This is a genomic window from Rothia sp. P5766 (assembly GCF_048513555.1).
Taxonomy (GTDB): Bacteria; Actinomycetota; Actinomycetes; order Actinomycetales; family Micrococcaceae; genus Rothia.
In genome coordinates this window covers 75143-101699 of sequence record NZ_JBLXXS010000008.1, presented here as the reverse complement: position 1 = coordinate 101699, position 26557 = coordinate 75143, and the positions used below count along the sequence as shown (strand labels likewise).

19 protein-coding genes and 1 riboswitch are annotated in these 26557 nt (G+C 57.0%); all 19 genes read right to left on the bottom strand.

Annotated elements, in window-relative coordinates:
* Position 1 precedes the first annotated feature (1 nt).
* Positions 2-418, bottom strand: a complete 417-nt coding sequence (rplP, locus tag ACN08V_RS05845; protein WP_135012890.1) for a 50S ribosomal protein L16 — start codon at positions 416-418, stop codon at positions 2-4.
* The gene (gene rpsC, locus ACN08V_RS05840) at positions 419-1216 is read right to left on the bottom strand and encodes a 30S ribosomal protein S3 (RefSeq protein WP_419104858.1); all 798 of its coding nucleotides are present in this window, start codon (positions 1214-1216) and stop codon (positions 419-421) included.
* Entirely contained in the window at positions 1217-1582 is a 366-nt protein-coding gene (gene rplV, locus ACN08V_RS05835) for a 50S ribosomal protein L22 (protein WP_419099294.1), read from the bottom strand.
* A 61-nt stretch (positions 1583-1643) separates the two neighbouring features.
* Positions 1644-1925: a 30S ribosomal protein S19 gene (rpsS, locus tag ACN08V_RS05830; protein ID WP_083090719.1), complete on the bottom strand. Its 282-nt coding sequence runs from the start codon at positions 1923-1925 to the stop codon at positions 1644-1646.
* Positions 1926-1937: 12 nt separating this feature from the next.
* A complete protein-coding gene (gene rplB, locus ACN08V_RS05825) occupies positions 1938-2774 on the bottom strand; it encodes a 50S ribosomal protein L2 (protein ID WP_419099293.1) in 837 nt (278 codons plus the stop codon).
* A gap of 39 nt (positions 2775-2813) precedes the next feature.
* Complete coding sequence (gene rplW / locus ACN08V_RS05820; RefSeq protein WP_419099292.1) at positions 2814-3125, bottom strand: 50S ribosomal protein L23; 312 nt, start codon at positions 3123-3125, stop codon at positions 2814-2816.
* Positions 3125-3748, bottom strand: coding sequence for a 50S ribosomal protein L4 (gene rplD / locus ACN08V_RS05815; protein WP_419099291.1), 624 nt, complete (start codon positions 3746-3748; stop codon positions 3125-3127). Before rplD ends, rplW begins: the two co-directional genes overlap by 1 nt.
* A 6-nt stretch (positions 3749-3754) precedes the next feature.
* Positions 3755-4411: a 50S ribosomal protein L3 gene (rplC, locus tag ACN08V_RS05810; protein ID WP_419099290.1), complete on the bottom strand. Its 657-nt coding sequence runs from the start codon at positions 4409-4411 to the stop codon at positions 3755-3757.
* 14 nt (positions 4412-4425) lie between these two features.
* Positions 4426-4734 (bottom strand): 30S ribosomal protein S10, encoded by a 309-nt coding sequence (gene rpsJ / locus ACN08V_RS05805; protein ID WP_068169589.1) that lies wholly within the window; start codon positions 4732-4734, stop codon positions 4426-4428.
* Between the two features lie 554 nt (positions 4735-5288).
* On the bottom strand, positions 5289-6479 hold the full coding sequence (gene tuf / locus ACN08V_RS05800) for an elongation factor Tu (RefSeq protein ID WP_419104857.1): 1191 nt from the start codon (positions 6477-6479) through the stop codon (positions 5289-5291).
* A 192-nt stretch (positions 6480-6671) separates the two neighbouring features.
* The gene (gene fusA / locus ACN08V_RS05795; protein ID WP_419099288.1) at positions 6672-8786 is read right to left on the bottom strand and encodes an elongation factor G; all 2115 of its coding nucleotides are present in this window, start codon (positions 8784-8786) and stop codon (positions 6672-6674) included.
* 75 nt (positions 8787-8861) lie between these two features.
* The gene (gene rpsG, locus ACN08V_RS05790) at positions 8862-9332 is read right to left on the bottom strand and encodes a 30S ribosomal protein S7 (RefSeq protein ID WP_185174277.1); all 471 of its coding nucleotides are present in this window, start codon (positions 9330-9332) and stop codon (positions 8862-8864) included.
* On the bottom strand, positions 9332-9706 hold the full coding sequence (gene rpsL, locus ACN08V_RS05785; protein ID WP_419099287.1) for a 30S ribosomal protein S12: 375 nt from the start codon (positions 9704-9706) through the stop codon (positions 9332-9334). Before rpsL ends, rpsG begins: the two co-directional genes overlap by 1 nt.
* Positions 9707-10140: 434 nt before the next feature.
* Positions 10141-12231 (bottom strand): neutral/alkaline non-lysosomal ceramidase N-terminal domain-containing protein, encoded by a 2091-nt coding sequence (locus ACN08V_RS05780; RefSeq protein ID WP_419104856.1) that lies wholly within the window; start codon positions 12229-12231, stop codon positions 10141-10143.
* Between the two features lie 375 nt (positions 12232-12606).
* On the bottom strand, positions 12607-16497 hold the full coding sequence (locus ACN08V_RS05775; RefSeq protein WP_419104855.1) for a DNA-directed RNA polymerase subunit beta': 3891 nt from the start codon (positions 16495-16497) through the stop codon (positions 12607-12609).
* Positions 16498-16566: 69 nt separating this feature from the next.
* Positions 16567-20067: a DNA-directed RNA polymerase subunit beta gene (rpoB, locus tag ACN08V_RS05770; protein ID WP_419099284.1), complete on the bottom strand. Its 3501-nt coding sequence runs from the start codon at positions 20065-20067 to the stop codon at positions 16567-16569.
* A 346-nt stretch (positions 20068-20413) separates the two neighbouring features.
* Positions 20414-21880, bottom strand: a complete 1467-nt coding sequence (locus ACN08V_RS05765) for an L-serine ammonia-lyase (RefSeq protein ID WP_419104875.1) — start codon at positions 21878-21880, stop codon at positions 20414-20416.
* Positions 21881-22008: 128 nt separating this feature from the next.
* On the bottom strand, positions 22009-23127 hold the full coding sequence (gcvT, locus tag ACN08V_RS05760; RefSeq protein ID WP_419104854.1) for a glycine cleavage system aminomethyltransferase GcvT: 1119 nt from the start codon (positions 23125-23127) through the stop codon (positions 22009-22011).
* 133 nt (positions 23128-23260) lie between these two features.
* Positions 23261-26104, bottom strand: coding sequence for an aminomethyl-transferring glycine dehydrogenase (gcvP, locus tag ACN08V_RS05755; protein ID WP_419104853.1), 2844 nt, complete (start codon positions 26102-26104; stop codon positions 23261-23263).
* A gap of 172 nt (positions 26105-26276) precedes the next feature.
* A riboswitch (glycine riboswitch) is annotated at positions 26277-26388 on the bottom strand.
* Positions 26389-26557 lie beyond the last annotated feature (169 nt).

Below are 26557 nucleotides of genomic sequence, written 5' to 3'. Positions count from 1 at the left end.
TCTATTCACCACCTTCGCGACGCACAACGCGTGCCTTCATCGGGAGCTTGTGGATTGCGAGGCGCATAGCTTCGCGAGCCACTTCTTCGGATACACCGGAGAGTTCGAACATAACTCGACCGGGCTTTACGTTTGCGACCCACCATTCGGGTGAACCCTTACCGGAACCCATACGGGTTTCAGCAGGCTTCTTGGTTAGCGGACGGTCGGGATAAATATTGATCCAAACCTTACCGCCACGCTTGATGTGACGGGTCATTGCAATACGTGCAGCTTCAATCTGACGGTTGGTGACGTATGCGGGAGTCAGAGCCTGAATGCCCCACTCACCGAACGCTACCTCGGTGCCACCCTTAGCCATACCTGAACGCTTGGGGTGATGCTGCTTGCGGTACTTAACTCGACGGGGAATTAGCATTTATGCCTCACCGTTTTCTGCAGTCTTTGCTTCAGTGGGTGCTGAAGCGTTGTCGGAACGACGTTCACGGCGGGGCCCACGGCCACCTGCACGACGACGGTCGCCACCACGGTTGTTGCCGCGACGGTTACCAGAAGCCTGCTGTGCAGCAAGCTCCTTGTCGGTGAGGTCACCCTTGTAGATCCATACCTTGACGCCAATACGGCCGAAGGTGGTCTTTGCTTCGAAGAAACCGTAGTCGATGTTCGCACGCAGGGTGTGCAGGGGCACACGGCCTTCGCGGTAGAACTCTGAACGTGACATTTCAGCGCCACCCAGACGGCCGGAGCACTGGATACGGATACCCTTAGCACCTGCACGCTGTGCGGACTGGATTGCCTTCTTCATTGCGCGGCGGAATGCTACGCGTGAAGCAAGCTGCTCTGCGATGCCCTGGGCAACCAGCTGAGCTGACAGATCGGGGTTAGCAACCTCGAGGATGTTCAGCTGAATCTGCTTGCCGGTGAGCTTCTCGAGCTCGCCACGGATACGGTCTGCTTCGGCGCCGCGGCGGCCGATAACGATACCGGGGCGTGCGGTGTGGATGTCCACACGAACACGGTCACGGGTACGCTCGATCTCAACCTTTGCGATGCCTGCGCGTTCCATACCCTTTGACAGGAGTTCACGAATCTTTACATCTTCGCGAACGTAGTCTGCGTAGCGTTCGCCTTCCTTGTTGGAGTCAGCGAACCACTTTGAAACGTGGTTGGTGGTGATACCAAGTCGGAAACCGTTGGGGTTAATTTTCTGACCCATTTAGCGGCCCTCCTCCTTCTCCGGGGTAGCAACTACCACGGTGATGTGGCTGGTGCGCTTGTTGATGCGGAACGCACGGCCCTGGGCACGAGGCTGGAATCGCTTCATGGTGGGACCTTCGTTCGCGTATGCTTCGCTGATGAACAGCTCCTCCTCCTTGAAGGGCAGACCCTGCTGGGTTGCCTTCTGGCGAGCGTTTGCAACAGCTGATGCAACGATCTTGTATACCGGTTCTGAAGCGCCCTGAGGAGCGAACTTCAGAATCGCCAGAGCCTCTTCCGCCTGCTTGCCACGGATAAGGTTGATGACGCGGCGTGCCTTCATAGGCGTAACGCGTACGTACGACGCAGTTGCCTTGGCTTCCATTGCCTATCTCTCTTTCGTCTATTGCCGAAAGGGAAACGTATCTAAAAACGGTTACCCGTTCTTAGCGACGCTTGCCCTTGCGGTCGTCCTTAACGTGGCCACGGAAAGTACGGGTCGGTGCAAACTCGCCGAGCTTGTGTCCGACCATGGACTCAGTGATGAACACGGGTACGTGCTTGCGTCCGTCGTGCACTGCGATGGTATGACCGAGCATGTCGGGAATAATCATCGAGCGGCGGGACCAAGTCTTGATAACGTTCTTGGTGCCCTTCTCGTTCTGAGCTGCAACCTTTACAAAAAGGTGCTGATCAACGAAAGGGCCCTTCTTCAAACTACGAGGCATGTTTCAGGCTCCTTAGCGCTTCTTGCCAGTACGACGGCGACGAACAATGAGCTTGTCGCTTTCCTTGTTGGGGCGGCGGGTGCGGCCCTCGGGCTTACCGTTGGGGTTAACCGGGTGACGGCCACCTGAGGTCTTACCTTCACCACCACCGTGGGGGTGGTCAACGGGGTTCATGACGACACCGCGAACGGTCGGGCGGATGCCCTTCCAGCGGTTACGGCCTGCTTTACCCCAGTTGATGTTTGACTGCTCAGCGTTACCAACCGAACCAACGGTTGCGCGGCAACGGACATCAACGTTGCGGATTTCGCCGGAGGGCAGACGCAGCTGAGCGTACTTACCTTCCTTTGCAACCAGCTGGATAGATGCGCCAGCTGAGCGGCCCATCTTGGCACCGCCACCGGGGCGGAGCTCAACAGCGTGGATCACGGTACCCACAGGGATGTTACGCAGGGGCAGGTTGTTGCCGGGCTTAATATCGGCCGCGGGACCTGACTCAACGATGTCGCCCTGAGCAAGCTTGTTGGGGGCGATGATGTAACGCTTGGTGCCATCAACGTAGTGGAGCAGTGCGATGCGAGCGGTACGGTTGGGATCGTACTCGATGTGTGCAACGCGTGCGTCAACACCGTCCTTGTCGTGACGACGGAAGTCGATCAGACGGTACTGGCGCTTGTGTCCACCACCCTTGTGACGGGTGGTGATGCGACCGGTGTTGTTACGGCCGCCCTTCTTGGGGAGCGGACGGACCAGGGACTTTTCCGGGGTTGAGCGGGTGATTTCTGCGAAATCTGATACGCTCGAGCCACGGCGACCCGGGGTCGTCGGCTTGTGTTTACGAATACCCATTTAGATATTTCTTTCCTTCGCTAAAGTGGTCTCCGGAGCCTATGCTGCCGGACCGCCGAAGAGGTCGATTGCGCCTTCTTTGAGGGTTACAATCGCACGCTTGGTGTTCTTACGAGCACCCCAACCGTGGCGGGTGCGCTTGCGCTTGCCTGCACGGTTGGCGGTGTTGATGGAAGCAACCTTGACATCGAAGATGGTCTCGATGGCCTGCTTGATTTCCAGCTTGTTGGAGCGGGGGTCTACGAGGAAGGTGTACTTACCTTCGTCGAGCTGACCGTAGCTCTTTTCCGACACGACGGGAGCGATAATCACGTCGCGGGGATCCTTGAAAGTTGAGGTGGTAACAGACATTACTTAGCAGCCTCTTTCTTGGCCTTGGAAGCAACTGCGACAAATACGTCGTAGGCATCCTTGGTGAAGATAACGTCATCTGAGATCAGAACATCGTAGGTGTTCAGCTGATCTGCGTAGATAACGTGTACGTTCTCCAGGTTGCGTGCTGACAGTGCTACCAGGTCGTCCTTGCGGTCGATGACAACCAGTGCATTCTTGCGGCTGGTGATCTCTGCGATTGCTGCCTTAGCTGCCTTAGTGGAAGGCTTGGGGCCTTCAACCAGGGTTTCGACAACGTGAACGCGATCGTGACGAGCGCGATCGGAGAGAGCGCCGCGCAGGGCAGCTGCAATCATCTTCTTGGGGGTCCGCTGAGCGTAGCTACGGGGGGTCGGGCCATGTACAACGCCACCACCGGTCATGTGGGGGGCGCGAATGGAGCCCTGACGTGCACGGCCGGTACCCTTCTGCTTGAAGGGCTTACGGCCTGCGCCGGAAACTTCGCCGCGGTTCTTGGTCTTGTGAGTACCCTGACGAGCTGCTGCGAGCTGGGCAACTACCACCTGGTGAAGCAGGGGTACAGATGCCTGAGCGTCGAAGATATCAGCGGGCAGGTCTACCTTTACGGTCTTGACAGCCATGGTGTATTAGGCTCCCTTCACAGCGGTGCGAACCAGAACAACGCCGCCCTTAGGACCGGGGATTGCGCCCTTGATCAAAAGAACATTGTTTTCTGCATCTACACCCTGAATAGTGAGGTTCATGGTGGTGTGGCGTGCAGCGCCCATACGGCCTGCCATGCGCATACCCTTGAACACGCGTGCGGGGTATGATGCGCCACCGATTGAGCCGGGCTTACGGTGGTTCTTGTGGGCACCGTGTGATGCACCTACACCTGCGAAGCCGTGACGCTTCATAACACCGGCGAAGCCCTTACCCTTGGTCTTGCCTACTACGTCAACCTTCTGGCCAGCTTCGAAGAGCTCAACGGTCAGTTCCTGACCGAGTGAGTATTCTGCAGCGTCTGAGGTGCGGAGTTCAACGAGGTGACGGCGAGGAGTTACGCCTGCCTTCTCGAAGTGACCGGCGAGGGGCTTGGTTACCTTGCGAGCTTCGATAGCACCGAAACCGATCTGGATAGCTTCGTAGCCATCGGTTTCAGCCTTGCGCAGCTGGGTAACAACGTTTGAATCGGCCTTGACGACAGTAACGGGCACGAATTTGCCGTTTTCGTCCCAGACCTGGGTCATGCCAAGCTTGGTGCCCAGCAGGCCCTTAACCTGGCGCTCGAACTTGTTAGTCATTTAGATGCGATCCTCTACAGCTTGATTTCGATGTTTACGTCTGCCGGAAGGTCAAGACGCATGAGGGCATCAACAGCCTTGGGGGTCGGATCAACGACGTCGATCAGACGCTTGTGCGTGCGCATTTCAAAGTGCTCGCGGCTGTCCTTGTACTTGTGAGGCGAACGGATAACGCAGTACACGTTCTTTTCGGTGGGTAGGGGCACGGGGCCAACTACCGTAGCGCCTGCACGCGTAACTGTCTCAACGATTTTCCGAGCTGAAGAATCAATGACCTCGTGGTCGTATGACTTCAGACGGATGCGGATTTTCTGTCCCGCCATCTGTCGGACTCTCTTTCTTGTCTACTTCCCTGTAACGGAGCGGTTGCTCCTTTTTATGGCGCTTAAGGTAAAGAGATGAATCTTCATTTCTTTCGCGCCGCCTCTAACAGGCTGAATCCGGCATCTGCCGGGTTCCTCACCCTGCCGAGGCACCGACCCCCGAACTCGGGCGTGTCGCCTATGCAATGCATAAAAAGCGCGCACTATTCCCTCGAACTGATCGATTGGGTCATATTTGGGTTTGCCTTCACCATCTATCAGAACTGCTATCTGGCTACTTTCAGCGGGCAAACGCTTGAACAACGTACTCAATCATGCCAGAGTTATCTATTCTTAGCAAGATTTTCTTTCTTGAAGTGTTCAGACCCACATATATTAACAGGTACCCTGCTAGAGCCACCCCTCAAAGAGCCTCCCTGAGATCAGAGGTTTCCAAGACGCAAGGACTCAAAAGGCTACACAATATAAAAGGGCTGGCCCCGCAGATTACTCTGCGGGGCCAGCCCTTGCGCTTCTACCCTAGGGGTAGTTGCAGATCTTAGGGTAAGTCAGACTTACTTGATGATCTTGGTTACGCGACCTGAACCGACGGTGCGACCGCCTTCGCGGATTGCGAAGCCCAGGCCCTCTTCCATAGCGATTTCCTGGATGAGCTCAACGGTCATCTCAGTGTTGTCGCCGGGCATAACCATTTCGGTGCCCTCGGGAAGGGTGATAACACCGGTAACGTCGGTGGTGCGGAAGTAGAACTGAGGACGGTAGTTCGAGTAGAAGGGGTTGTGGCGGCCGCCTTCATCCTTGGAAAGGATGTAAACGTTAGCCTCGAACTGGGTGTGGGGGGTGATTGAGCCGGGAGCAACAACAACCTGACCACGCTCTACGTCATCGCGCTTGAGACCGCGAAGCAGCAGACCACAGTTCTCGCCTGCCCAAGCTTCGTCGAGCTGCTTGTGGAACATCTCGATACCGGTAACGGTGGTCTTCTGGAGGGGACGGATACCAACGATCTCAACTTCGGAGTTGATCTTGAGGGTACCGCGCTCTGCACGGCCGGTAACAACGGTACCGCGACCGGTGATGGTGAAGACGTCCTCGATGGGCATGAGGAAGGGCTTGTCCTTCTCACGTACGGGGTCGGGAATGTAGTTGTCAACCTCTTCCATGAGCTCTTCAACCTTAGCAACCCACTCGGGGTCACCTTCCAGAGCCTTCAGAGCGGAAACGCGAACAACAGGAGCGTTGTCGCCATCGAATTCCTGTGAGGACAGAAGTTCGCGAACTTCCATCTCAACCAGGTCGAGAAGTTCTTCATCTTCAACCATGTCTGACTTGTTGAGAGCAACAAGCAGGGTGGGAACGCCAACCTGGCGAGCCAGCAGAACGTGCTCGCGGGTCTGTGCCATGGGGCCGTCGGTGGCAGCAACAACCAGGATTGCGCCGTCCATCTGAGCAGCACCGGTGATCATGTTCTTGACATAGTCAGCGTGGCCGGGAGCGTCAACGTGTGCGTAGTGGCGCTTCTCGGTCTGGTACTCGATGTGAGCAATGTTAATGGTAATACCGCGCTGGCGCTCTTCGGGAGCGGAGTCGATCATACCGAAGTCGCGCTTCTCGTTCAGGTCAGGGTACTTGTCTGCAAGAACCTTAGAGATAGCAGCGGTCAGAGTAGTCTTACCGTGGTCAACGTGACCAATAGTACCGACGTTTACGTGAGGCTTGGAGCGCTCGAACTTAGCTTTTGCCAAGAGTTTTTCCTCCTATAGAGAAGATTTGAGAACCTGCACTCGGGTTTGATACCGGCGCACTCCGCCATAGAAGGCGGTCTAGCTACCACAATAGCGGATAAGGCCGGTCAGGCGAAACCCAGAGAGGTTCATTTATTAGGTTTTTTGAAAAGCGGTACGGCTCACATTAAGCGAGCCGTACCAGGGCGAGAATTATTCGCCGCGGCTCTTCTGAATGATTTCATCAGCGACGTTCTTGGGAACCTCTGAGTAGCTGTCGAACTCCATGGAGAAGACGGCACGACCCTGGGTCTTTGAACGGAGGTCACCGATGTAACCGAACATTTCTGACAGCGGAACAAGAGCGTGAACGATCTTGACGCCTGCTGCATCTTCCATCGACTGGATCTGACCGCGGCGTGAGTTCAGGTCGCCGATCACGTCGCCCATGTACTCTTCCGGGGTACGAACTTCAACAGCCATCAGGGGTTCAAGCAGAACCGGGTTAGCGCGACGTGCGCCTTCCTTGAAGACCATTGAGCCAGCAATCTTGAAGGCCATTTCTGATGAGTCGACGTCGTGGTAAGCGCCGTCAATCAGAGTAGCCTTGACACCGACTACGGGGTAGCCAGCCAAGATACCCAGCTGCATTGCGTCCTGGATACCGGCATCAACAGAGGGGATGTATTCGCGGGGAACGCGACCACCGGTAACGACGTTATCAAACTCGTAGAGCTCTTCTGCGTCCAGGGGAACGGGTTCGAAGGAAACCTGAACCTTAGCGAACTGACCAGAACCACCGGTCTGTTTCTTGTGGGTGTAGTCAACCTTCTCGACAGCCTTGGTGATGGTTTCGCGGTAGGCAACCTGGGGCTTACCCACATTTGCTTCAACCTTGAATTCACGCTTCATACGGTCAACGATGATGTCCAGGTGGAGCTCGCCCATACCGCCAATTTCGGTCTGGCCGGTTTCTTCGTTGAGTGAAACAGTGAAGGTGGGGTCTTCTGCAGAAAGCTTCTGAATCGCAGTTGACATCTTCTCCTGGTCACCCTTGGTCTTGGGCTCAATGGCCACGAAGATCACGGGTGCGGGGAAGGTCATGGATTCCAGAACCACGGGGTTAGCAATATCGCAGAGGGTGTCACCGGTGGTGGTGTCCTTCAGGCCGATAGCTGCGTAGATGTGGCCTGCCTGGATCTCTTCAACAGGGTTCTCCTTGTTGGAGTGCATCTGGAAGAGCTTACCAATACGTTCCTTCTTACCCTTGGTGGCGTTCAGAACCTGCTGGCCCTGTGCAGCCTTACCGGAGTAAACGCGGATGTAGGTCAGCTGACCGTAGAAGGGGTGTGCTGCGACCTTGAAGGCCAGAGCCGCGAAAGGCTCATCTGCTGAGGGCTTGCGGGTTACTTCTGCCTCTTCGTCGGTGGGCAGGTGACCAACCATAGCAGGAACATCCAGCGGTGAGGGCAGATAATCCAGAACAGCGTCAAGCATGGGCTGCACGCCGCGGTTCTTGAATGCTGAACCACACAGAACCGGGTAAGCCTCATTGTTGACGGTCAGCTGACGGATACCGGCCTTGATTTCCTCAAGGGTCAGTTCCTCGCCTTCCAGATACTTGTTCATGAGTTCTTCGGAGGACTCAGCTACAGCTTCAACCAGCTGTGAACGGTACTCTTCGGCCTTCTCAACCAAGTCCGCAGGAATCTCGCGGGTTTCGTAGGAAGCGCCCATGGTAACGTCGCCCTTGGCATCGCCGGGCCATACGTAGGCCTGCATCGTGAGCAGGTCAACGACGCCAATGAAGTCGTTTTCAGCGCCGATGGGGAGCTGTAGGACCAGGGGGGTTGCGCCCAGACGCTTGACGATGGTGTCTACGGTGAAGTAGAAGTCAGCGCCCAGCTTGTCCATCTTGTTGACGAAGCAGATGCGGGGAACTTCGTACTTGTCAGCCTGACGCCAAACGGTTTCAGACTGAGGCTCAACGCCTTCCTTACCGTCGAACACGGCTACAGCGCCGTCGAGGACGCGCAGTGAACGCTCAACCTCAACAGTGAAGTCAACGTGGCCGGGGGTATCGATGATGTTGATCTGGTTGTTCTTCCAGAAGCAGGTGGTAGCCGCGGAGGTAATGGTAATACCGCGTTCCTGTTCCTGAGCCATCCAGTCCATGGTTGACGCACCGTCGTGGGTTTCACCAATCTTGTGGTTAATACCGGTGTAGAAGAGGATGCGTTCGGTTGTGGTGGTCTTACCGGCGTCAATGTGCGCCATAATACCAATGTTGCGGACCTTTTTTAGGTCTGTAAGCACGTCTAGTGCCACTTTGTTCTCCCTTGTGAGAAACTCCGATAGCCTACCGCTATGTACTTTTGTACATAGCGGCAGGCTACGAAAAAATTACCAGCGGTAGTGTGCGAAGGCCTTGTTGGACTCTGCCATCTTGTGAGTGTCTTCGCGACGCTTCACAGCTGCACCGAGACCGTTGGAAGCATCCAGGATCTCGTTCATGAGACGCTCGGTCATGGTCTTCTCGCGACGAAGCTTTGAGAAGCCAACGAGCCAGCGAAGAGCCAATGCGGTTGCACGGCCTGCGCGAACCTCGACGGGGACCTGGTAGGTCGCACCGCCAACGCGGCGTGAGCGGACCTCAAGTGAAGGCTTGACGTTGTCCATAGCCTTCTTGAGGGTTGCTACGGGATCTGCGCCGGTCTTCTGAGCAACGCCTTCGAGTGCACCATAAACGATGCGCTCAGCGGTTGACTTCTTGCCGTCCAGCAGAACCTTGTTGATGAGCTGGGTGACCAGCGGTGAACCGTAAACAGGATCGTTTACGAGGGGACGCTTAGGAGCGGGACCCTTACGAGGCATTACTTCTTCTCCTTCTTTGCGCCGTAGCGTGAACGAGCCTGACCGCGGCCCTTAACGCCCTGGGTATCCAGTGCGCCACGTACAATCTTGTAACGAACACCGGGGAGGTCCTTCACACGACCACCGCGCACCAGCACGATAGAGTGTTCCTGAAGGTTGTGGCCCTCACCGGGGATGTATGCGGTAACCTCGATGCCGCCGTTGAGCTTAACACGTGCGACCTTACGCAGTGCTGAGTTCGGCTTCTTCGGGGTAGTGGTGTATACACGGGTGCATACGCCACGCTTCATGGGGTTGCCCTTAAGTGCGGGCGCCTTGGTCTTGACGACCTTGGGTGCACGGCCCTTACGGACCAACTGCTGAATTGTAGGCACTTGTTCTCCGTTTGGTTTCGGCTGGGCTGTTAGGCTCAACCGGCTTTACTTGCCTTCTGCAACTTGGAAATAAGTGCAAAAGAAATTCTTACGCTTAGCAGAATGTACCCAGACATAACAAAAAATGGCATTTAGGCCTCAAGATCACTTTTCGACCGAAGTCGAGAGTGAACAAGGCCAAAGGACGGTGTCCATTCTGCCATTGGTTCTCATGTACTGAGCTAGGAGCTTACGCCACTGCTAAGTACTCCAGGTATGACTATAGCCTGTTTTGCGCGCTTTAATCTACCCCAAAGCCTGCTCAACCTCAGCTTTAAACCCGCGATCGTGGTGATATGAGGCACTTAAGACAGGTTCCACCCTCCTTTACCTACAAAAATGGTGCCCGCCCCTCACATAGAAGAAGGACGGGCACCGCAAGAAGTCACAAGGTGCTAGCTGACCTTAAACTCCCGGCTGGTTCCAGTAAAGGGAGTAATCTTTCCGTTGGCTTGCTTTGAATCACCGTAGTAGACAAGGCGATAAGTACCGGGCAGAGCCTCCTCAGGTACCTGCCATTCAATGCTGACGCGCGATTGGGCAGCCCAGTGCCGCCGCCAATGGAACTTGGTATTGGGGTCGTTATCGGCTGCAACCCTCACCCAACTGTCCCCTTGCTTTCGCTGAACCTCAAGATAGGTGGCGTTGAGCTTGTGATTATTATTGGGGTGCGCGCCCACAAAGAGAGCGCTTACCTGGCCCCCAGCATGAGTATCACGCGGTTGAGCCAAAACCTTGCCATAGTAGTTACCCCAGCCGGGGCTGTCATACCAGACCTTGCCGACAGTCGACTCCATAGGCTTGCGCATAAGAGGCTTATCACCAATATTCAGTTCTCTACCCTCTTTCAGGGAGCTACCCACAGTCTGCAAGACCTGACGGAAGGCACCCATCTCGTTGATGCCAAAGACAGTTGCTCCGCCTTCATACTGCTGGGTCACATATTCCTGAGGCGTGGTCACATAATGGCTATAAGCATTAGTGTAGCCCTGAACAATGATATGAGATACATCTACCCCAAACAGTTCTGCCATATCCTGCCGGTATTGCGCCCCCACAGCGCTCGTCAGTTCACCGGGCATACCCAAAAGGTAGTAGTCACCAAAACGCATGACCTGAACCGGTAACTTTTGCTGGATCTGCTGATGAACCGCCAAAAGATTTGCCTTAGGGTACTGGCAGGCGGTCAAGTCCGAGGATGCGCTATAGGCAAGCCAGTTAAAGCCGCTCCACACCTTATTAGCATTTACCCCCTCATTGAAACCATCAGCTCCCGGCCCATCTTCCACACTGCCGGCTGCGAAAGGTGCACCCAGGGAAGCATTACAGGTTCGCCCGGCATAACCAGTGCCCGTGAACTGCTGGCTCACATTTACTGAAGAGAAATCCGTATACGTAATTCGGGAGTCCAAGCCCCGGCCAAGGGGCACTCCGGGGTTTGCCAACTGCTGCCGGACGGCATCAGCCTGGCGGCTACCCTGGATCTTCAGGTTTTCAAACTGATCATCGGTGGGGCCCATTCCAGGTTTCAACCAGGTATTGGGTGAGACATCACCAGCGCTACTATTAGCAAAAGCAGCCACAAAATCAGGCTGATCACTTTCCTGATTAAGGTCCACCCCGTGATCGACCGTCTCTAGCAGGTACTCGGCATAGCCCTTATTATCAGAAGAAACCAGAGTATTTTGGTTGGTCAAAGACGTAGCATGCACCGCATACCAGTTGAGAACCGCCCTTGTTACCCCATTGTGCTCGAACCGAAAAGTAGTGCTGGAAGGATCTACACCATCAGTCAACATCCGCAAAAGTTCCGGTGGATCTTGCCGCTGAGCAACAGCCGAACGGTTGACACCGACCCCGGTCAATTCAGACTGGGAGACCGTGACGTTCCCGGGCGCTAGATCAGCTAGAGCCTGGCGAATAGCGCGCATGGAGCCAGTGACCTGAGCATCAAAAGTAGCCTTGTGGAAGCCCAAGGTAGTGATGTTATAGAGGGCATCCTTACTCACTCCCCCAGGAGTGGCATGCGTATGGCTGGCTGTAATCATGATATTGGCCTCTGAAAACTCAGGGCCAAACTCAGCTCGAATCTGATCCACCAAAGCCTCACGCAGACTACCCCAACCACTGAGAGCGTCCAAAACCACTATCAGGTTACGTTGCCCGTCTACCGGATCAATCACAACAAAGGCACGGGCATACTGACGAGTATGCAGACCGCTGCCCTTCTGTGTGGCCGTCCCATAGCCAATAAAGCCCACCTCAGCTACCTCACCGGTAATATCGGAAACCCCGGCTCCCACCAAAAAAGGATTAAGCTCTGTTGGCTGACTAGAACGGATTAGGTCCGAGACGCTGGCAGCGCTGACTGTCGCGGGGGTTACCTGGTTGGCAGCCTCTGCAGGCATCAGAGAGCTACCGGCGACAAGAGCCAACGTAGCACCCAGGGTAGCTATCCCCGACCCTATTCTCTTCTTTGACATCATGGTGACCTCAATATGTGCGATTGCTTTGTACTAAGCAATAGAGTGATATGTACGGTTATAGACTACGCCTCCACAGACACCCTTGAGCCTCAGAAAAACGGCAAGGAAAGCCAGACCCCGATTTTGATGCAGGTCAGCACCCAAACCCGATCGAATGTTACTTTCCGCACGCACCGATAGTCCATCGACCGCTCGCCGCCTCATCAGCCAAGCCTCCTCCCCCTCCTTTTCAGAGCTCCTCTCCCAGAGAGGGCCAACCAGCTAACCTCAAACCGCCATCAGCTCAGAAACTGCCGGACAGGGCAAAGGGCGCTCCCCCACCAATGTGGAGAAGCGCCCTTAACTTTGCGGCCTAGAAGCTGCCTGGCCTAGAGACTAGCGAATCTCGTAGTCATCCAGCGGAATAGCCTGGAACTCGGGGCTGATAGCACCCTCATTGGTCTCAGCGTAGCTGAAATCGTTGTAAGGGGTCGCGGTCTGAGCGAACAGGGCCTCACGCGCCTCGTCGGTAGGTTCAACCTCAATATCGTTATAACGAGCAAGACCGGTACCGGCGGGGATCAGCTTACCAATGATGACATTCTCCTTAAGGCCGACCAGCGGGTCTTCCTTGCCTTCCATCGCAGCCTGGGTCAGGACGCGAGTGGTTTCCTGGAAGGAAGCGGCCGACAGCCACGACTCGGTAGCAAGTGATGCCTTGGTGATACCCATCAGCTCGGGACGGCCCGAAGCGGGGCGCTTACCCTCAGCAACTGCCGCACGGTTAGCGTTCTGGAAAGCCACGTTCTCAACCAGCTCACCGGGCAGCAGGTTGGTCTCACCGGAATCAATCACGGTAATACGGCGGAGCATCTGACGAACGATAACCTCAACGTGCTTGTCGTGGATACCTACGCCCTGTGAACGGTAGACGCCCTGAACCTCATCCACCAGGTGCTTCTGAGCCTCACGGGGACCGCGAATACGCAGGATCTCCTTAGGATCAACAGCACCGGCAACCAGCTGGGTACCGACGGTGATATGGTCACCCTCGGCAACTTCCAGGCGGGCACGACGCAGAATGGGGTAAGCGATAGGATCATCGCCGTTATCAGGGGTGATGACAACCTTGAGGGACTTCTCAGTGTCCTCAATGCTGACGCGACCGGTGACCTCGGAGATCGGGGCAACACCCTTGGGGGTGCGAGCCTCGAAGAGCTCCTGAATACGGGGCAGACCCTGGGTAATATCGTCAGCCGATGCGACACCACCGGTGTGGAAGGTACGCATGGTCAGCTGGGTACCGGGCTCACCAATGGACTGAGCCGCGATAATACCGACGGCTTCACCAATGTCGACCAGGTTACCCGAAGCCATGGAGCGACCGTAGCAGAGGGCACAGACACCAACAGCGGACTCACAGGTCAGAACCGAGCGAACACGAACTTCCTGGATACCGGCCTTGAAGAGATCATCAATAACGATATCTGAAACGTCAGCGCCAGCTTCTGCCAGAACGGCGCCGTCCTCAGCCTTGATGTCCACAGCAAGTGAACGACCGTGGATTGAAGACTCAACATTCTCGTGCAGGGTTACTGCACCGCTAGCCTGGTCAACCTGAACCAGGGGCAGAGCCAGACCACGGTGGGTACCACAGTCGTGCTCACGCACAATGACGTCCTGCGAAACGTCCACCAGACGACGGGTCAGGTAACCCGAGTTAGCGGTACGCAGCGCGGTATCAGCCAGACCCTTACGAGCACCGTGGGTAGCGATGAAGTACTCCAGAACCGACAGGCCTTCGCGGTAGGAAGACTTAATCGGGCGAGGCATAATTTCACCCTTGGTGTTAGACACCAGACCACGGATACCGGCAATCTGACGGACCTGCATCCAGTTACCGCGAGCACCAGAAGTAACCATGCGGTTAATGGTGGTGTTCTTCTCAGCCAGATTTTCCTTCATAGCCTCAGCAACCTCATCGGTTGCCTTAGTCCAGATGTCAATCAGCTCGGTACGACGCTCATGGTCGTCAATCAGACCCATAGCGAACTGGGACTCGATGTTAGCAGCCTGAGCCTCGTAGCCTTCCATAATGGCGGGCTTGGTGGGAGGCGCAGCGATATCGGTAACCGCAACGGTCACACCTGAGCGTGAGGCGTAGTAGAAACCGGTGTTCTTGAGTTCATCCAGTGAGCGAGCAACCACGTGCATGGGGTACTTCTCAGCCAGATCGTTAATCAGGGCACCCAGGCTCTTCTTGTCTGCGACACCGGTATACCAGGGGTAGTCAGCGGGCAGGGTCTGGTTGAAGATAACCTGACCGACAGTGGTCTCCACCAGCACGGGCTGACCGGGCTCGTAGCCCTCGGGGGCTTCCCAGCCCTCGTAGGGTACAAAGTCGTCAAGAACAATCTTGACCTTGGTGTAGAGCTCAATCTCGTGGCGGTCCAAAGCCATAATGGCTTCGGCGTATGAGGAGAACAGGCGACCCTCGTTCTTCTCACCCTCCCGAGCGGTGGTCAGGTGGAAGAGACCGATAATCATATCCTGGTCAGGTACCGCAACAGGGCGGCCATCTGAAGGCTTCAGGATGTTGTTAGATGAGAGCATGAGGATGCGAGCCTCAGCCTGCGCCTCGGGTGAGAGGGGCAGATGCACAGCCATCTGGTCACCGTCGAAGTCCGCGTTGAAAGCGGAGCAAACGAGCGGGTGCAACTGGATAGCCTTACCTTCAACCAACTGGGGTTCGAAGGCCTGAATACCCAGGCGGTGCAGGGTAGGTGCACGGTTAAGCAGAACGGGGTGCTCGGTGATGATCTCTTCGAGAACGTCCCAAACCTGGGGGCGGAAACGCTCAACCATGCGCTTAGCAGACTTGATGTTCTGAGCGTGGTTCAGATCAACCAGGCGCTTCATGACGAAGGGCTTGAAGAGCTCCAGCGCCATCTGCTTAGGCAGACCGCACTGGTGCATCTGCAGAGTGGGGCCACCGACAATAACGGAACGGCCTGAGTAGTCAACGCGCTTACCCAGAAGGTTCTGGCGGAAACGCCCCTGCTTACCCTTAAGCATGTCCGAGAGGGACTTGAGGGGGCGGTTACCGGGACCGGTCACAGGGCGACCGCGGCGACCGTTATCGAACAGGGAGTCAACAGCTTCCTGAAGCATACGCTTTTCGTTGTTGACGATAATCTCGGGGGCACCGAGTTCCAGCAGACGCTTGAGGCGGTTGTTGCGGTTAATAACGCGACGGTAGAGGTCATTCAGGTCGGAGGTGGCAAAGCGACCACCGTCAAGCTGAACCATGGGGCGCAGTTCCGGAGGAATAACGGGAACGTAATCCAGAACCATACCCAGCGGGGAGTTATCGGTGGTCAAGAAAGCGTTGACAACCTTCAGACGCTTGAGCGCACGGGTCTTCTTCTGACCCTTGCCGGTCTGAATGATGTCCTTGAGAGCCTCAGCTTCCGCTTCCATGTCAAAGCTCTCAAGACGCTTCTTGATAGCCTCAGCACCCATGGAGCCTTCAAAGTACATGCCGTACTTATCGACCATGCCACGATAGAGCGACTCGTCACCTTCAAGGTCAGCGACCTTGAGGTTCTTAAAGCGATCCCAGACGCGCTCGAGCTGCTCGATTTCGCGTTCTGCGTTCTTACGAACCGCAGCCATCTGACGCTCAGCGGCATCACGGAGCTTACGCTTCTCAGCGGCTTTACCACCCTCAGCCTCAACGCGAGCGAGTTCCTCTTCGGTCTCGCGAGCAATCAGGTTAATGTCGGCGGCAAGCTGATCCTCCAGGACCTTCTTATCGCGGTCGTGAGCGGCCTGCAGGTTAGGCAGGTCCTCGTGGCGGGCTTCTTCGTCAACATGAGTAATCATGTAGGCGGCGAAGTAAATAATCTTTTCCAGGTCCTTAGGAGCCAGGTCAAGCAAGTAGCCCAGACGGGAGGGGACACCCTTGAAGTACCAGATGTGGGTGACAGGAGCTGCCAGCTCAATGTGACCCATGCGCTCACGGCGCACCTTGGCACGGGTTACCTCTACACCACAGCGCTCACAGATGATGCCCTTAAAACGGACACGCTTGTACTTACCGCAGTAGCATTCCCAGTCGCGGGTGGGGCCGAAGATGCGCTCGTCGAAGAGGCCTTCCTTCTCGGGCTTTAGGGTTCGGTAGTTGATGGTTTCAGGTTTCTTAACCTCGCCGTAGGACCAATCCAGAATATTCTGGGAGGTCGCCAGGCCAATACGCATCAAACCAAGTGAAGATTCGTTGGACATTTGGTCCTTATCTCTTTCCTAGTGTTTTGAAGTCTTTGAGAACAGATGAGGAATCTAACCGCTTAGGGGTTAGACCTCTTCGACAGAGCTGGGCTCTGCGTGGGACAGGTCAATACCCAGGTCATCTGCTGCACGGAAGCCTTCTTCTTCTCCATCGCGCATTTCGATGGTCTTACCGTCAGTTGAGAGAACCTCAACGTTCAGGCAGAGGGACTGCATTTCCTTGATCAAGACCTTGAAGGACTCGGGAACACCGGGTTCGGGGATGTTCTCGCCCTTAACGATAGCCTCGTAGACCTTAACGCGGCCGTGGACGTCATCGGACTTGACGGTCAGGATTTCCTGCAGGGTGTAAGCGGCACCGTATGCTTCCAGTGCCCACACTTCCATCTCACCAAAGCGCTGACCACCAAACTGGGCCTTACCGCCCAGGGGCTGCTGGGTAATCATGGAGTAGGGACCGGTTGAACGAGCGTGGATCTTATCGTCCACCAGGTGGTGCAGCTTGAGGATGTACTGGTAGCCCACCGAAACGGGTTCGGGGAAGGGCTCACCGGAACGGCCATCAAGCAGACGTGCCTTACCGGAACGGTCAATCAGACGATCGCCGTCGCGGTTGGGGTTAGCGTGATCAAGTAGCTCAAAGAGTTCCTCTTCACCGGCACCGTCGAATACCGGGGTTGCCACGTTGGTGGGGCCGGTTTCCTTGGGGAAGTTGTGAAGCTTATCGAGCCAGGCGGGGTTGCCCTCAATCTTCCAGCCCTGCTTAGCCAACCAGCCGGTGTGAACTTCGAGTACCTGACCGATGTTCATACGACCGGGAACGCCCAGCGGGTTGAGGATGACGTCAACGGGGGTGCCGTCTTCCATGAAGGGCATATCCTCAACGGGCAGGATCTTGGTGATAACACCCTTGTTACCGTGGCGACCTGCCAGCTTATCGCCAACAGTGATCTTGCGCTTCTGAGCAACATAGACACGGACCAGCTGGTTAACACCGCTGGGCAGGTCTTCGTCTTCGTTTTCGCGGTCAAAGATACGAACGCCAATAACGGTTCCGGACTCACCGTGGGGAACCTTCAGGGAGGTGTCACGGACTTCGCGGGACTTCTCACCGAAGATAGCGCGCAAGAGGCGCTCTTCGGGGGTCAGCTCGGTCTCGCCCTTGGGGGTGACCTTACCGACCAGGATGTCGCCGGCTTCAACCTCTGCACCGATGTGGATGATGCCGCGCTCATCAAGAGCAGACAGGACCTCTTCGGAGACGTTGGGGATATCGCGGGTAATCTCTTCGGCACCCAGCTTGGTGTCGCGGGCATCAATTTCGTGTTCCTCAATGTGGATTGAGGTCAGCACGTCATCGGAGATCATGCGCTGGGACAGGATGATACCGTCCTCAAAGTTGAACCCTTCCCAGGACATGTAAGCAACCAAGAGGTTTTTACCGAGGGCAAGCTCGCCCTTGTCGGTGGAGGGGCCATCGGCAATCAAGCCGCGAGCTTCAACCCGGTCGCCCACCTTAACAACAACACGGTGGTTGTAGCAGTTACCGGGGTTGGAGCGCTGGAACTTGAGAATCGGGTAGGAGGTGGTGGTGCCGTCATCGTTGCGAACAACAACCAGGTCAGCTGACACCTCAGAAACCACGCCAGCTTTCTTAGCCAGAACAGAGTCACCGGAGTCAATCGCTGCATAGCGTTCCATGCCGGTACCTACAACGGGAGCCTCAGACTCCAGCAGGGGAACAGCCTGACGCTGCATGTTAGCACCCATGAGTGCTCGGTTAGCGTCATCGTGTTCCAGGTAAGGAATCAGAGCGGTTGCAACAGACACCATCTGGCGGGGTGAAACGTCCATGAACTCAATCTCGGAGGCATCAACCAGAACAGCTTCACCGGATCCATCGCCTGCACGGCAAAGGACCTGCTCTTCAGAGAAGGTCATGTCGGCGGTCAAGGGGGCGTTAGCCTGCGCAATGGTGTTGCCCTTTTCATCGTCGGCGGTCAGGTACTTGACCTCGTCGGTGACCTTACCGTTACGAACGATACGGTAGGGGGTTTCGATGAAACCGAAGGGATTGATGCGGGCGTAGGTTGCCAAGGAGCCGATCAGACCGATGTTGGGGCCTTCAGGGGTTTCGATGGGGCACATACGGCCGTAGTGGGAAGGGTGGACGTCTCGAACTTCCATGCCCGCACGGTCACGGGACAGACCGCCGGGGCCCAGTGCGGACAGACGGCGCTTGTGGGTTAGACCTGCAAGCGGGTTGTTCTGGTCCATGAACTGGGAGAGCTGGGAAGTGCCGAAGAATTCCTTGATAGAGGCAACAACCGGGCGGATGTTAATCAGGGTCTGAGGGGTGATAGCCTCAACGTCCTGGGTAGTCATACGCTCGCGGACAACGCGCTCCATACGGGACAGGCCGGTACGAATCTGGTTCTCGATCAGTTCGCCCACCGCACGGATGCGACGGTTGCCGAAGTGGTCGATATCATCAACGTCAACGCGGACGTCAACTTCCTGGCCGTCACGGACACCCTTGATAGTGGTGCCACCTGCGTGCAGAGTGACCAGGTAGCGAATCATAGCCGCGATGTCGTCCTGAGACAGAACAGAAGCAGAAGGATCGTTAACGGGAGTATCAAGGCCCAGCTTGCGGTTAACCTTGTAGCGGCCGACCTTGGCCAGGTCGTAGCGGCGGGGGGTGAAGTACATGTTGTCCAGCAGAGCCTGAGCAGCATCAACTGTCGGGGGTTCACCCGGGCGCAGCTTGCGGTAGATATCCAGCAGAGCTTCGTCGCGGGTCTGGACGGTGTCCTTCTCAAGGGTGGCGCGGATTGAGTCGAATTCACCGAATTCAGACAGAATCTTAGCCTCGCTCCAGCCAAGAGCCTTAAGCAGGGTGGTCACGGACTGCTTACGACGGCGGTCAAGACGGACGCCGACCTGGTCGCGCTTATCGATTTCAAGTTCAAACCATGCACCGCGGGAAGGGATAATCTTCGCGCTGTAGATGTCCTTATCGGAGGTGCGGTCTGCGGTCTTTTCGAAGTAGGCACCGGGTGAACGGACTAGCTGCGAAACGACGACGCGCTCGGAACCATTAATCACAAAGGTGCCGGATTCGGTCATCAGGGGAAAATCGCCCATGAACACGGTCTGCTGTTTGATTTCACCCGTGTTGTTATTCATGAATTCGGCCTTGACGTACAGCGGAGCCGAGTAGGTCGCGTCGCGATCCTTGCACTCTTCCATGGTGTACTTGGGGTCAGCGAACTCGGGATCGGAGAAGGACAGGGACATGGTGCCCTGGAAGTCCTCGATCGGAGAGATTTCTTCGAAAATATCTGCCAGGCCAGAAGTTTGGCTGACGGAGGTGTCACCGGTTTCGGCGGCTACAGCGGCTTTTGCCGCCCAGCGTTCGTTACCGACGAGCTGATCAAAGCTGTCGAGCTGGAGCGCCAGCAGGTTGGGTACCTGCAGGGGCTCAGCGATTTTTGCGAATGAGATTCGACTGTGCGAATCTACGCCGTTAGCGGCTTTAGTATGAGAGGTGCTCGAGGCGACCAAGATGGGATCCTTCCACAGACATGTCTGTTCGTACCCGCTCCCCCGCCAGGGGTGGTACGCGAAGAACCCTGAAAAAGACAACTTGCTAAATGGGCACCTGTGCCGTGCTGGTTAGCTAGAGTATGTTCGAGGGTACTGGGGCGTACTTAAAACCTGTAACAACCTGCCCACCGCTATATGAAGGCACAGAAGATTAGGGAAGCGCAAATATTCATACTACAGCAAGCCAGCAAACTTGTCTATACCGAATATGGCCGCTTTGTGCAACCCTCCCCCTCAGAGGCCCCTTTGCCTACCAAAGGCCGCTACCCCCTCTAGAACGGTAGCGGCCCCCATGTTTTGGCTTCTAGCACTCCACCACGTTGACCGCCAGGCCGCCCATGGAGGTCTCCTTGTAACGGTGGGACATGTCCTCACCGGTCTGGCGCATAGTCTCAATCACCTGGTCCAGGGAAACACGATGCTGGCCGTCCCCACGCAGGGCCATCTTGGCCGCAGTCACAGCATTTGAGGCCGCCATAGCATTGCGCTCAATACAGGGAATCTGCACCAGGCCACCCACCGGGTCGCAGGTCAGGCCCAGGTTGTGCTCCATAGCGATCTCGGCAGCATTCTCTACCTGCTCATTGGTTCCGCCCATCACCTGGGCCAAACCGGCAGCGGCCATAGAGGAGGCGGTCCCCACCTCACCCTGGCAACCCACTTCAGCGCCCGAGATAGAGGCTCGTTTCTTGTAGAGCGCACCGATGGAGGCAGCGGCCAAGAAGAAGTCCACCACAGCATCATCCACCACTTTCTGCCCGCGGTGGCGCACCGCTGGAAGGTAGTTCAGGGCGTAGTGCAGGACGGCGGGAATAATCCCCGAGGCACCGTTTGTGGGAGCAGTGACAATCCGGCCGCCAAAAGCGTTTTCCTCGTTGACCGCCAGCGCTATGAGGTTCACCCAGTCGATAGCGAACTCGGGTGATTTTTGGGGATCCTCAGCCAAGAGGTCACGGTGCCACTGGCTGGCACGGCAACGCACTTTCAAAGGCCCGGGCAGATACCCCATACGCTCTAAGGAGGAACCGATACACTCCTTCATGACCTGGCGGATGTGGAGAATACCCGCGCGAACTTCTTCTTCGGACCGTACGGTTTTCTCGTTCTCCATTTTGAGCTGGGCAATAGAAAGACCCGCGGTGTTGGCCATATCCAGCAGCTCAGCACCCGATCCGAAGGGGTAGGGAGCCTGGGTTAGCCCGCTAGAGCCAGCACTTTCCTCATTCTCTTCCACGATGAAGCCACCGCCAATGGAGAAGTAGGTACGCTCTAAGAGCACCTGCTCCCCCGCTTTTGCGGTCACCTTAATGCCGTTGGTATGACGGGGCAAGACGGTCAGCGGTCGCAGGGTAATATCCAGCTCGCGGTAGTTCACAACCGGACCTATTATCTTGGGGGTAGCTGCACCGGGGGCGCCCTCGGCAAAGGCGGCTGATGGGTAGCCGGCAAGGGGCAGAGTGCCATCGACCTGGTTACGGTCCATGAGCGCTTCAGCTGCCAGGATATCAATAGTTTCAGGAACAAAACCGCACAGGCCTTTGAGGGCAGCGCTCATAGTTCCGTGACCTGTCCCGGTGGCAGCCAGCGACCCGTACAGGTCAATGTGCACACCGGTGACACGGTCGAGATTGCCCGCATCAATCAGCTCAGCAATAAAACGGTTGCTTGCCCGCATAGGGCCTACAGTGTGTGAACTAGAAGGCCCAATACCAATAGAGAAAAGCTCAAAAACACTGATGTCATATTCCAGGGCTTCAGCCTGCCTCTGGATACTCGGCTGGGGTGTCTTGTGCCCCGGGGAAAAATCAGGGACGTAATCAATCTCCAAGAACTTTCTGGCCTTTCCTTAAAGAGAGCGGGTGGCCTTTCAAGGGGCCACCCGCTCACCAGATTCTCTACTTACTTCTGGCGGGTGTAAAAAGGTAGTTCAACAATGTCGAAAGGTGCTACCTTACCACGGATATCGACGCTGACTGTAGCTCCCGTTTGAGCGTACTCACTGGCTATAAGAGCCATAGCAATGGGGTATCCCAGGGTCGGTGAGGGAATGCCCGAAGTGATTTCACCGATCACCTGTCCCTGCTCGTCCAAGAGCTGGGACCCGGCCCGCCCGGGGCGCTTGCCCTGGGCCTTCAAACCAACCAGGCTACGGGCGGGAGTCTGCTCTGCGGCCTCGGCCAGGGCAGCCCGACCCAGGAAGTCTGCGCTCTTCTTGGTCAGGGCAATCTCTACCAGCTTGCCCATGCCCGATTCCAAGGGGGTAATGTCCAGGCCCAGCTCGTGGCCGTAGAGGGGCATGCCTGCTTCAAGGCGCAGTGAATCACGGGCGGCCAAGCCAGCGGGCAGAATACCGTGCTTCTGTCCGCGCTCGGAGGCCAGCGCCCACAATTCAGCTGCTCTCTCGTTGGCAACATAGAGCTCAAAACCATCCTCGCCGGTGTAGCCGGTGCGGGCCAGGAGTACACTCACGCCGTTCAGTTCCAGGGGCACCGCAGCGTAGTAGCCCAGGGAGGTGACCAGCTCGGGATCAGACGGGTCCATATCCAGCACAATGGCCTCGGAGGCAGGGCCCTGGATAGCAACCAGTGAAGTGCTAGTGGTTTCGTCGGTCAGGGTCACGTCAAAGCCCTCGGTGCGAGCGCTCATAGCTTGATAATCAACTGCTACGTTGGCAGCGTTGGGAATGACCAGGAACTCTTCTTGGCCCAGCCGGTAGGTGATCAGGTCGTCAATGACCCCGCCTGCCTCATTCAGGAGCAGGGAGTATTTGGCTTTGCCGACCTTGAGGATAGACATATTAGAGAGCAGGGCGTAGTCCAGGAAGGCGGCAGCATCGGGACCGGTGACGCGGAACTCCCCCATGTGGGAGAGGTCAAAGAGGCCAGCTGCGGAGCGGACCGCGCGGTGTTCTTCAACATCGTTGGTGTATTTGAGGGGCATGTCCCAGCCGCCAAAGTCGGTGAAGGAGGCACCCAGGTCGGCGTGGACCTGGTAGAGGGAGGTTTTCTGGGGTGACACGGTGAACCTTTCAGGCAAAAGAAGGGGTGATGGAGTGCCGCCCCGCCCCCGGTGAGGGCGGTGGCAGCCGGGGCAGACTCTCGGTCGCTAGAAGGACTCAGTGGGCAGGTGCCCCAGGGTCTGGGCGCACGTCTTAAGCGCTCGGAGCTTCTAGGTCGAAGGCTTCCATGGGCGGGCACTCGCACACGAAGTTACGGTCGCCGCCAGCGCCGTCAATACGGGCTACCGGGCTGAAGTACTTGTTCTGGCGCAGTGCCGGGAGTGGGTAGGCGGCCTGGCTTCGGCTGTAGGGGCGGTTCCACTCATCGGCGGTGACGGCCTCAACGGTGTGCGGGGCCTTACGGAGTACAGACTCTTCGGCGCTCACCCTGCCGTCAATGACCTCCTGAATCTCGGCGTGAATCTGGGTCATGGCATCGATGAAGCGGTCCAGCTCTGCTAGGGATTCTGACTCGGTGGGCTCGACCATGAGGGTACCGGGAACGGGGAAGGCCAGGGTGGGGGCGTGGAAGCCGTAGTCCATGAGGCGCTTGCAGACATCCTCGGCGGTGATGCCGGAGGCGGCGGTCAAATCTCGCAGGTCCAGGATGCATTCGTGGGCCACCAGGCCGGTGTCGCCGCTGTAGAGCACGGGGTAGAGTTGGCCCAGCTTCTTGGCAATGTAGTTGGCCGAAAGGATAGCTACCTCGGAGCAGGCGCGCAAACCATCGGCTCCGGTCATGGCAATGTACATCCAGGAGATAGGTAGCACACCGGCTGAACCGAACATGGCCTGGGAAATGGGCAGGGGTGCCTGGGTTAGCTTGCCCTGCTCATCGGCTTGGTAACCGTTACCGGGCAGGTACTTCTGCAGGTGGGCACCCACCGCAACCGGTCCAACTCCGGGGCCGCCACCACCGTGAGGGATAGCGAAGGTCTTATGCAGGTTCAGATGCGAGACATCCCCGCCGAACTTACCGGGCTGGGCAAGTCCCATCTGGGCATTCAGGTTAGCGCCGTCCACATAGACCTGTCCCCCGGCCTGGTGGACCAGCTGGCAGACCTCAACAACCTGCTCCTCGAAGACACCGTGGGTGGAGGGGTAGGTAATCATGATGCCCGCAATGGTATCGCCGTACTTGGCGATCTTGGCTTTGAGGTCCTCTACGTCAATGGAGCCATCGGGTGCGGTGGCAACACCGGCTACGCTCAGACCGGCTAAGGCGGCGGAGGCAGCGTTGGTGCCGTGGGCGCTCATAGGGATCAGGACCACGGTGCGCTGGGTGTCGCCCCTGGCTTCGTGATAGGCGCGGATAGCGCGTAGACCGGCGTACTCACCCGATGCCCCGGAGTTAGGCTGCAGGGAGATAGCGTCGTAGCCGGTAATCTCAAGGAGCCAGGCGGAGAGTTCCTCAATCAGGGCCTTCCAGCCGGCGGCCTGGTCAGCGGGTACGTTGGGGTGGATTCCGGCAAATTCAGGCCAGGAGATGGGTTCCATCTCGGAGGCCGCGTTGAGCTTCATAGTGCAGGAACCCAGCGGAATCATGGTGCGGTCCAGGGCCAGGTCCTTATCAGCCAAAGAACGCAGGTAACGCATCATGGAGGTCTCTGACCGGTAGAGGTGGAAGACCGGGTGAGTCATGTACTCATCGGTGCGCAAGAGGGTTTCAGGAATCTCGTAGGCATCGCTCTCCCCCAGGGTGCCGCCCAGGGCAGTGACCAGGTCTTGGAGTACCTGCTCGCTGTGGGATTCGCCCACCGAAATGGAGATGCGGTCAGCGGAGAGGCGGCGGATGTTGATTCCGGCTTCCAGAGCTTTATCTACCAGCTGGTCGGCCTGCCCGGGGGCCTCAAAGGCTACGGTGTCAAAGAAAGTCTCGTGGACCGGGCGCAGGCCTACCTGGGCCAGAGCTTCAGCGACCCGTGCCGCCTTATCGTGCAGGCAGGTGGCAATGGCGCGCAGACCTTCGGGGCCGTGATAGACGGCGTAGGCACCTGCGGCAATAGCTAGCAGGGCCTGGGCAGTACAGATGTTGGAGGTGGCCTTTTCGCGGCGGATATGCTGTTCGCGGGTTTGCAGGGCCAGGCGGTAGGCGGGCTTACCGAAGGCATCCTTGGAGACACCGACCAGACGACCGGGCAGGTTGCGTTCCAGACCTTTGGTGACGGCCATGAAAGCGGCATGGGGGCCACCGTACCAGAAAGGCAGACCGAAACGCTGGGAGGAGCCAACAGCGATATCGGCCCCCTGGTGACCGGGTGCAACCAGCAGGGTCTGGGCTAACAGGTCAGCGATGACGGTGACTAGGGCACCGCGTTCTTTGGCGGCCTGGATGAGCGGGGCGATGTCTCGGACCTGGCCGTCCTGGCCCGGGTTAGAGATGATGATGCCGTAGAGGTCGCCCTCGGGCAGGCCCTTTTCAAAGTCGGTAATAACGAAGTCAATGCCCAGGGCTTCGGCGCGGCCGCGTACCACGGCCAGGGTTTGGGGCAGGGCGCGGGAGTCGATGGCGAAGAAGCCGTTTTTGACCTTGCGGTTGGCTCGCTGCATCATGACGGCGGCTTCGGCGACTGCGGTTGCTTCATCGAGCAGGGAGGCGTTGGCGATAGGCAGGCCGGTCAATTCCATGACCGTGTTCTGGAAGTTGAGGAGGGCTTCTAGGCGGCCCTGAGAGATTTCAGGCTGGTAAGGGGTGTAGGAGGTATACCAGCCGGGGTTTTCTAGGATGTTGCGGCGGATGACTGCGGGGGTGATGGCATCGTAGTAGCCTGCTCCAATCATCTGGTGCTTGACCTGGTTAAGGGCAGCGTAGGAGGCAATTTTTTGCTGGGCTTGGTGCTCGCTCAGGGGTGCAGGCAGGTTAAGGTCATCGGCCAGGCGGATGTTGGCGGGGATGACCTCGTTGATGAGGTCGCTCAGGGACTCGTAGCCGAGGACGGAAAGCATGCTTTCCTGGTCAGCGGAACGGGGCCCAAGGTGGCGGTCAAGGAAGGACATGGTAACTCTCCAAGGTAAAAGTTAAACCTGCCTACAGGGTGCCCTGTAGACGGTGTCCTCCCCGCTCTGTTACAACCTGAGAGTTTTGGTTCGCGGCTTTCCTTTCACGCCTGGAAAGCGGGTGCGAATTTTGCCCCTTCGGTGGGGGTTTGACGCCCCTCTCCAGAGTTGCCTTAGCTGAGCGGTACGTGTGCCTGAGAGTTTCCCGGGGAGGGTTTGCTCCTTCGGCGCCGGCCTGGCGGTCCCTCAACCGCCGGGTATCCGGTCTCTCCCGCGCCAGTTATTAGCGACGTTTTAGTTTATCAACCCTTATTGTGCCACACATTACACAGGGGTACCATACTGGGGTACCAGATAGGGGCACAGAACTGGTTTGAAGAGTCTCAACGATTAAGCCAAACACCGCCCCTGCCCGTAGCAGAAGCGGTGTTCACAGTGGATAAAAACTGGAGT